The organism is Clostridia bacterium, assembly GCA_036562685.1.
In the GTDB taxonomy this organism is placed as follows: domain Bacteria; phylum Bacillota; class Clostridia; order Christensenellales; family DUVY01; genus DUVY01.
On record DATCJR010000212.1, the window covers coordinates 1 to 9,549 of the forward strand.

The following is a 9,549-nucleotide window of genomic DNA, read 5'->3' on the forward strand; positions in this document are numbered from 1 at the left end:
TTCAGATTTTTCAAATGATTATAATGATGTAAATAATGATGATTATTTTGATTCGGATGTTAATCCGGATTATGATAATGATTTTGATAATAATTATTCTGAAAATGGTTATGTGAACCAAAATCCTGAGGATTTTGAAGAGTATGATGAAAGTTATCTTTCTAAAGATCAATTTTATGATGATCAACAAATGGATGATTATATGTATCAAAATGATAATCAACAAAAAAATGAACCTTTGCCTGCAGAACCTATGATTTCAGATTCTGAAGAAATTGACACTTTGTTAAAAAATATTAGCGAAAAATTAGAAAAGCTTGAAGCCAAAGAAAAACAAGCGCCTGCTAATACACCGTTTTATGCTCAAAATCCCATGCCTTATGTATTTATACCCAATCAAAGTTCTGGGAATGAAGTCATATTAAATGAACTGGCAAAACTTAGAGAGGACAATTACCGAATGCAGCATTCCCAAGAACTACAAAGGCAACTTTCAATGTTAAAAGATGAATTAAACTCAAAGTTAGCTGCACTTGATAAACAAAATAAAAATACTTCTAAAAAAGAAGAGCAAAAAGATTCAGAACAAGCTGCCAAGAACGATTCAGTTTTGCTAGAAGAACTCAAAAAAATCAATCAAAAAATTGAACAGTTAGAAAACAAAACATCTAATTTTACTTCAACTCAAGATATAAAACAGATTTTGGATCAAATAAATCGTCTTGAAAGTCGTTTAAATGCTAAGGCTGAAGAGACATCCATTTCAGGTCAATATGAAGCTGAAATTAATGATATTATTAATCAGGTTAAAAACATTTCATCAAAAAATGACGATGTTTTGGCATATATAAAAAGCCTAAGAAATACTTTGGGTTTGAGCACTATTTCGCAAACAAACGAAAAAGGCGAAAAGGATTATTCTAAATTAGAACAAGCGTATGCCGAATTTAGAACTTCAGTAGCTTCAGACAATCTTTATACAAAAATTACAGCTATTAAAAAGTTTAATGAGTATATTGCTGAACTGCCTGCAGGCGAGCGCGAAGATATAGCTTCTGATTTTTATAGAATCAGAAACAAAGTGTTTGGTACTATTTTGACTCCCGAAATTGCTGCCGAACTTATATATAATACAATTGCTGCAGATAAAGAAAAGGAAATTTACTATTATTTTGAATTAAAAGGCGAATTAGATAAGGCCAATTCTTATGATTTGGTTAATGTAGCAGATAAATTTTTGAAGTTAAGAAACAAACTGCAAAATAATCAATATGTTACTTACAATCAAAATCTATATAACGATTTGATTGAAGCCAATTCTGATTATGAATATGATCAATCTTCTTTATCACAAGAAAGACTTAAAAGAGCAAAGGAAATATTTTCTACACTTAGAATAGGTGATATTGTTCCTATTAATGATTATTCAAAGTTTAGACCTTCTCAAAACTTTGAATCAATTTCAGATAAGCTTAATGAAATTCATAAGCTTATTAAAGAAACAGATCATTCTGTTTTGACTGAGCTTAGCGCAAAACTAGATTCAGTAGTTAACGATATAAAATCTGTTTTTGGCGATAAAGATTTAAGCATAGATAACGGTAATATAAATCAAGTTTTAGATGAAATTACAGCATTAAAAGAAAATCTTGTCGTTGTAGGCGAACAAAGACATCAAGAAATTCTTAATGAAATTTCGGCTTTAAAAAATGATTTTGCTAATAAAAACATTTCTGAACAGGATTATGATATCAAGGCACAGTTATATGCTTTGCAAGAGGAAATAAGAGAGAAATATATCAATAATGATCTTGCAATTCTAAATTCTGTTAATGAAATTAAAGATCAGCTAAGTGTTTTATCTGATATTTCTGAACTTGATGATGTTCCAGGCGTTAGCAATGAAGAAATATTAAATGAAATAAAAACTTTAAAAGAACAGCTATATGTTCAAAAGGGTGAGTTTGACCCTGAAATTTTAGATGAAATCCGCAATTTAAAAGAATTGCTGGCAACTTCTAAAAAAGAGGAATCATATAGCGATATTATTAACGGGCTTAATAATATTGAAAAACGCCTTGATGAAATTAATCAATCTGAAAAGCAAGATTATAATACTATATTAACTTCAGCTTTAGAGGTTTTAACTCATCAAATTGACGAATTATCCGAAAAAACTCAAAATCTTGGTAAGATAGATAATAGTGAACTTTTAAACGAAATTGCTGATTTAAAAACACAAATTCAGTCTATTACAGTACCTACTGTTGTTAACGAAGGCGGAGAAAAGGTTAAGTTAGATTATAGCGAACTTAATGAGCAGTTAGACAAAATCAATAATGCGTTAGCAGGTTTGCAAAACGTAAGAGAAGATGATTCAAACAATGACCTAGCTATAAATGTCTTTAGAGACAGCATGATAGAGGTGCTCAATGAAATAACTTCGCTAAAAGATGAGGTTATTTATCAAACTGAAAGAAACGATAATATTATAAATGAGATTAATTCATTAAGACAACAACTTACTGAAAATTCTTCGGAATATGCTCAAAACACCGATGCAGTTTTGACCAATGAGCTAAATGAAATAAAAGAATTAATCAATACTCGTTTAAATGATTATGAGCAAAGTAAACAGGCTTATCAGAGTATTCTAGATGAATTTGGCAGCTTAAAAGAAATGCTCGCTCAACAGAATACTCAAAGCATGCCTATTGCTGGAAATATTGATAATACGGAAGTATTAAAAACATTAAATGAACTTAAAGAAGATTTGTTAATCAGCAAAGCAGATACTGATAATTCATTTATTGTTGAAACTTCTTCAATCAGAGAACAGTTAGGCGCGTTAAAAAAGACGTTAGACTTTAATAAGATATCTGAAGATATAACTGAACTAAAAGAAAGCATTAAAACAAATCAGCCTCAGATTGATACTCAAGTAATAAGAGAAATCATTAGAGAAGAACTTCGGAATACTAGAACAAGCGAACTAACTTTGGGAATAGCTGCTATTGAAAAGCAAATGGCAGAATTAAAGCAAGAATTATCTCGTCGTCATGAGGCAGATACTGCAACGCTTAATTTTATGGTTCAGATTGCTGCAATGCTTGATAAGCAGCAGCATAGTGATGAAAGCGAAAATTCTTCATTAATAAATGATGTAAATAAGTTAAAAGATGAAATTAACAGTTTGAAAACTACCAAAAACGATAAAATTGCTGAAGAATCAGAGAAGTTTACAAAAACATTGTCTTCATTAAAAGAAGATTTATCTCATATCGCACAAATAGCTGAACTTGATGATGATAATGCTGATACTAATGTTACAATGAAAGAAGCGGTTGCCGAACTTGATTTTAATGCAGTTAAGGATGAAAAAGATAAAGAGGCTACGCTTAAACAAAACGATGAATTAACGCAAAAAGAACTTTTGAGAAAGCAATTGTTAGAAGGCGGATTGCCTGCTAGCAGCGTAGATGAGATAATTAACAGCATTTACCCAAAAGATTAATAAGGTGATTAGGTTACAATAAAAGATTAATAAAAATTGACCAATTGACCGCTCGATGGTATTTTATTATTACAAATTAAGAAAAATATTATTGGAGGTCAATTATGGAAAATATAAAAAGCATTTTAAATAAAGAAGTAGCAAATTTTGCTGTTCTTTATACAAAACTACATAATTATCATTGGTACGTTAAAGGCAAATTATTTTACACATTGCATTCAAAACTAGAAGAACTTTATGATGCTGTAACAGGATTTTATGACGATGTTGCAGAAAGACTTCTTATGATTGGCGGACGTCCTGCAGCTACTTTGAAAGAATATTTGGCATTAGCAACTATTCAAGAAGCAAGCGGCAATGAAACAACTGAAGACATGATAAAGACTGTCTTAAAAGATTTTGAAAAAGTTATTGGAGAACTTGCAGAAGGAATAAAGGCTGCTAACGAAGCAGGCGATGATGTAACAGCAGATTTGCTAGTTGGTATTTCAAAAGACTTACAAAAACAGGCATGGATGCTAAGAACAGTAACTGAATAAATATTATAAAAAAGTCTAAACGGCGTGATATTTCACGCCGTTTTTTATTTAACAATCTGTGTTAAGAATAAAACACAGACTGGAAATCTTAAGATGAAACTCTTATTATTTCTCCGCCTAATTGTCTGAATTTTTCTTCAATAGCATAATATCCTCGGTCTATATGATAAACATTATTAATTACCGTAGTTCCTTTAGCAGCAAGGCCGGCTAAAACCAAAGCAGCACCGCCGCGAAGATCCATAGCAGTAACTTCTGCGCCTTGCAGATGACTTACACCGCGTACAATTGCCATGCGATCTCTTACAGTAATATTAGCGCCCATTTTTATCAATTCCGGACAGTGTTTGAATCTTGTTTCAAACATATTCTCTATAATCATACATGTACCGTCTGAAATTGCCTGAAGTGCAGTCATAGGTGCTTGCAAGTCAGTAGGAAAGCCGGGATAAGGTAGGGTTTCTATTATTTGAGCGGTTATAGGCCTTTGTTTGCACTCGATTTCGATGTAATTAGGACCGATTTGAAACTCGCATCCGCTTTCACGCAGTTTAGCTATCAAAGCATATAGGTGCTCGCTTTGAAAATTATTTACTTTAATTTTTCCGCCGCATATTGCACAAGCAATAAGATATGTTCCGCCAATTATGCGATCAGGAATAGGGGTGTATTCACAATCAGTCAATGTTTCTACGCCCTGAATAGTTATTGTACTTGTTCCTGCACCAGAAATTTTTCCGCCCATTGAGTTTATAAAGTTTTGTAAATCAATAATTTCAGGCTCTTTTGCCGCATTTCTTATCTCAGTAGTTCCTTCAATCAAAACTGCAGCCATCATAAGATTTTCAGTAGCGCCTACACTGGGATAATCAAGATGAATAACTCCGCCTCGCATATTTGTGCCGTCGCAGATAATAAAACCATGTTCTTCTTTAATCTTGACATTAAGGTCTTTTAATCCTTTTAGATGCAGGTCAATAGGACGAATTCCAATATCACAACCGCCTGGATAAGAAACTTTGGCTGCTCTAAATCTGCTTAAAATTGAACCAAGCATAAAAATAGAAGAACGTATTTCTCTAGCAAGGTCTTGAGGAATTTCCCAACTATGTGCTTTGATGCAATTAATGTGAAGATCTCTGTCATGCCATGTATACGTACAACCCAAAGTTGACAAAATGTTTAGCATGTTATATACATCTGTTATTGGCATAATATTATGTAATACAGTTTTTCCGCTGTTAAGTATGCTTGCTGCCAATATTGGTAAAACTGCGTTTTTGGATGTGTCAACCGCTATTTCGCCATGCAACGGTTTGCCGCCCGTAATAATAAGTTTTTCCTTATTTTTATCCATTGTGTTACTCCAATTTCTTCGAATGTGTTTTTAGGGCTTTTTCGTTTTTGTGCAAAAAAACAATTTGGTTGGACATTACATAATATGGCAGAGGAAGAATATTGGTTAATAAATTAGGAGGTAATGAAAGGCTGTTAAAGACGCAGAGCATTAACACAATGAAAAGAATAAAATATATAATTAATATAAAGTTTTATCTCATTATAAAAGTAACAAATATAGTTAATAATAATTGGTGTTTATATAGTGCAGATCTCACAGTCAAATATTGACATCACTTGATAGGCATTTTATCTTATGTTATAATACATAAAAATAAGGAGACGTTATGGCTGAATTTATTCCCAACAATGATGAAATTCAAGAATCCGCGATTAATAATTATAAAATGCCGCGAATTTTAAAAATGATTGCTTTGCGCGGTTTGGTGATTTTCCCTTATATGAGTGTTAGTTTTGATATAGCAAGGGACAAATCTCTTTTTGCGCTGAATAAAGCATTAGAAAATGATGAGCAGATTTTTTTGGTTACTCAAAAACATGCCTCTCAAAACGATCCTGCTCCTAAAGATATATATCGAATTGGTACCATATGCAAAATAAAACAAGTACTTAAGATGCCTGGAGATACACTAAGAGTTTTAGCTGAAGGTATAGAACGTGCAGAGATTGAAAGTTATCACAGCATTAAGCCTTACTTTGAAGTCGTTTTAAAAGATATGCCTGCTGATAATTCAGATCCTTTACTTATCGAAGCTATGAAAAGAATAGCTAAAGAAAACTTTGAAGAGTATTCAAGATATGATACCAAAATTGTTACTGATAACTTTGCACATATCGATATAGAGACTGAACCTGAAAAGTTTGTTTATGCGGTAGGACAGTATATTTATACAAAAGAATCTGACAGGCAAGAGCTGTTATCTATTAATAATCTTGATAAAAAGCTTCAGATGATAAGCGAATCTTTGGCTCAGGAAATTGAAGTGCTGAAGATTAAGAAAAAAATAGATAACCGTGTCCGCAAGCAAATGGACAAAAATCAAAAAGAATATTATCTTCGCGAGCAGGCTAGAGCAATTCATGAAGAGCTTGGAGACGGGGACGAAGACCTTGTTGACTATATAAATAAAGCAAAGGAGCTTAAGCTTCCTCAAGAGGCAATGGAAAAAGTCGAAAAAGAAGTTAAACGACTTCAAAAGATGAGTTCAACTTCTCCTGAAGCTGGAGTTTCTCGTTCTTATATAGAGTGGATTTTGGATATTCCTTGGACCAAAGCCACAGAAGATAACTTGGACTTGCAAAGAGCAAGAGAAATACTTAATGAAGACCATTTTGGTTTAGAAAAAGTAAAAGAAAGGATATTGGAATATCTTGCTGTATTGCATTTGACCAAGACATTAAAAGGACCTATTCTTTGCTTTGTTGGCCCTCCTGGAGTAGGAAAGACATCAATTGTTAAGTCAATTGCAAGAGCGTTGGGTAGAAACTTTGTATCCATGTCTTTGGGTGGAGTTAAAGATGAGGCTGAAATTAGAGGTCATCGTCGTACTTATATTGGTGCCATACCCGGCAGAATTATATATCATATGAAACAGGCTGGAACAACTAATCCTGTATTTTTGTTTGACGAAATAGATAAGATGTCGAGTGATTTTAGAGGCGACCCTGCTTCTGCAATGCTGGAAGTTTTGGACCCTGAACAAAATTACCAATTTAGAGATCATTATTTGGAAATACCTTACGACCTTTCCAAGGTTATGTTTATAACTACCGCAAACAGTATTGAAACTATCCATCCTGCGCTTATTGACCGTATGGAAGTAATAGAACTAAGCGGTTATACAGAAGAAGAAAAATATGAAATTGCGACCAAGTTCTTGTTGCCTAAACAGATGAAAAATCACGGGCTTGATAACACAAAGATAGAGATAGAACCAAACGCAATGTATAAAATTATTAATAATTATACAGGTGAGTCTGGAGTAAGAAGCTTAGAGAGAGAAATAGCTGAAATCTGCAGAAAGGTTGCTTTAGATATAGTTGAAAAAGGCAACCAATCTGAACACAAAATAACATCAGATAATTTAATCCGTTATCTTGGAGTACCAAAATATCGTGATAATGAAATGAATGATCATGATGAAATCGGAGCTTCTACAGGTCTAGCTTGGACTTCAATAGGCGGAAAAACCTTAACAATTGAAGTATCCTTAATAGATGGTGGTAAGGGAGACATAATTTTGACAGGCAATCTTGGAGATGTAATGAAAGAGTCTTGCCGTACTGCTATAAGCTTGATCAAGGCCAGAGCAAAAGAATGGAATATAGACCCGACTGTATTTAATAAAACAGATATTCATATTCATGTGCCTGAAGGTGCTACTCCAAAAGACGGTCCTAGCGCAGGCATCACAATAGCTACTGCGATTTTATCAGCGTTTACCCAACGTGCAGTTAAGAAAGAAGTTGCTATGACAGGAGAGGTTACGTTGAGAGGCAAGGTATTGCCTATAGGCGGACTAAAAGAAAAAATGCTTGCAGCAAAACGTATGGGTATTAAAAAGCTGATTATACCTAAAGAAAATGAAAAGGACTTGATAGATATACCTGATAGCATAAAAGAAAAAATGGAAATTATTATGGTAGATGATATTTCTAGCGTGTTTAAAAATGCAATAGTATGATAAATAATGTTACCATAAAAAAAGCGCAATTTATTAAGTCTATTGTTAATATAAAAGATTTGCCCCAAGATGATATAGCGCATATTTGCGTTTTAGGAAAATCCAATGTGGGCAAGTCTTCTTTTATTAATAAACTTTGCAACAATTATAAACTTGCCCGTGTTTCAAAAGAAGCAGGTCGGACAAGAATGCTTAATTTCTTTTTGATCAATGACGGCGCATTTTATCTTGTGGATTTTCCGGGATACGGCTATCAACAGAGCGGAAAGAGCTTTAATTTGTTGTGGGGTAATTTAATAGAAAAATATTTTTCAATATGCCCCAAAATCCGTCAGGTATTAGTGCTTGTAGATATTAGACATGAGCCTACTCAAAACGATATTGATATGGTTCAGTATCTTTATGTAAATCAAATACCGTTTTGCGTGCTTGCATCAAAATCAGATAAAATATCTAAGTCTAAAATACCTGTCTCTGTAAATATGTTAGCGAGTCATTTGAGAATAGGGAAAGACAACATTATACCGTTTTCATCTGAAAATGGTCATAATATTGATAAAATAACACAATTTATTTTTGAAAAAGTCAATATAGATACAAGTGCATAAAAAAAGGCGGTCAAACCGCCTTTTTCTTTTAGTTATAAAACAATTCTTTCATACTATATAAGCCGTTAGGTTTACTTAATAAAAACTTTGCAGCTTTTATCGCACCTAGAGCAAACATTGTTTTGCTTTGTGCTGTATGAGTTATAGTTATGGTTTCGTCTTGACCAAAAAAGCTTACAGTATGCTCACCAACAACAGAACCGCCTCTTAAAGAATGCATTCCTATTTCATCTTTTTCTCTTTTTGAATTGGTGCTATGACGTCCAAAAGTTAGATGTCTGGGTTTTTTTAGCCCTTCGTTAACACTTTTTGCAAGCATTATTGCAGTACCTGAGGGGGAATCAACTTTTTGATTATGATGTGTTTCTACTATTTCTATATCAAATCCTTTACAAAGTTTATTTGCAGCAGATTTAATGAGTTCACACATTACCGCAATGCCAAAAGACATATTTCCTGATTGAAGTATGGGCAGAGTTTTGGATGCTATTCTGATCTGTTCGAGCTGTTTGTCTGTATAACCTGTGGTAGCTAAAACAACGGGAATTGATTTGCTTTGAGCATATTCCAATAAAGGAGTTAACGCTTCTGGACGTGAAAAATCAATTATACAGTTTATATTATCAGGCAGATCGTTGTAACTATTAAAAACAGGAATATTTACATCTTTAACTTCTGACTTGTCCAAGCCTATTATACTATCTATTTCTTTGTCTTGTTGCGCTGCGGCTAAAAGTGTATGTCCCATTTTTCCGCCTATGCCGCATATCAAAAGATTTATCATATTATTTCCTCAAATGTTCAAATTAGGTATCAGCTTTTTAAGTTCATTGATCAATACAGTT

The 9,549-nt window shown here is 33.1% G+C and carries 6 protein-coding genes; 4 read left to right on the forward strand and 2 right to left on the reverse strand.

Annotation, left to right across the window (positions count from 1 at the left end; genetic code table 11):
- Positions 1–3,514 (forward strand): hypothetical protein (locus tag VIL26_09050; GenBank protein ID HEY8391073.1); only part of this gene is annotated, 3,514 nt, incomplete at its 5' end.
- 104 nt (positions 3,515–3,618) lie between these two features.
- On the forward strand, positions 3,619–4,053 hold the full coding sequence (locus VIL26_09055; protein ID HEY8391074.1) for a DNA starvation/stationary phase protection protein: 435 nt from the start codon (positions 3,619–3,621) through the stop codon (positions 4,051–4,053).
- Positions 4,054–4,141: 88 nt separating this feature from the next.
- Here the strand turns inward: VIL26_09055 and murA are convergent, their stop codons facing one another.
- Complete coding sequence (gene murA / locus VIL26_09060) at positions 4,142–5,410, reverse strand: UDP-N-acetylglucosamine 1-carboxyvinyltransferase (protein ID HEY8391075.1); 1,269 nt, start codon at positions 5,408–5,410, stop codon at positions 4,142–4,144.
- A 328-nt stretch (positions 5,411–5,738) separates the two neighbouring features.
- Between murA and lon the strand changes: the two genes are divergently transcribed.
- Positions 5,739–8,096 carry an endopeptidase La gene (lon, locus tag VIL26_09065; GenBank protein HEY8391076.1) on the forward strand — a complete coding sequence of 786 codons (2,358 nt, stop codon included), beginning with the start codon at positions 5,739–5,741 and terminating at the stop codon, positions 8,094–8,096.
- Complete coding sequence (yihA, locus tag VIL26_09070; protein ID HEY8391077.1) at positions 8,093–8,704, forward strand: ribosome biogenesis GTP-binding protein YihA/YsxC; 612 nt, start codon at positions 8,093–8,095, stop codon at positions 8,702–8,704. The genes lon and yihA overlap by 4 nt, the downstream gene beginning before the upstream one ends.
- A gap of 28 nt (positions 8,705–8,732) precedes the next feature.
- On the opposite strand, the gene dapB is transcribed toward yihA, so the two are convergent.
- Positions 8,733–9,488 carry a 4-hydroxy-tetrahydrodipicolinate reductase gene (gene dapB / locus VIL26_09075; protein ID HEY8391078.1) on the reverse strand — a complete coding sequence of 252 codons (756 nt, stop codon included), beginning with the start codon at positions 9,486–9,488 and terminating at the stop codon, positions 8,733–8,735.
- Positions 9,489–9,549: the final 61 nt, after the last annotated feature.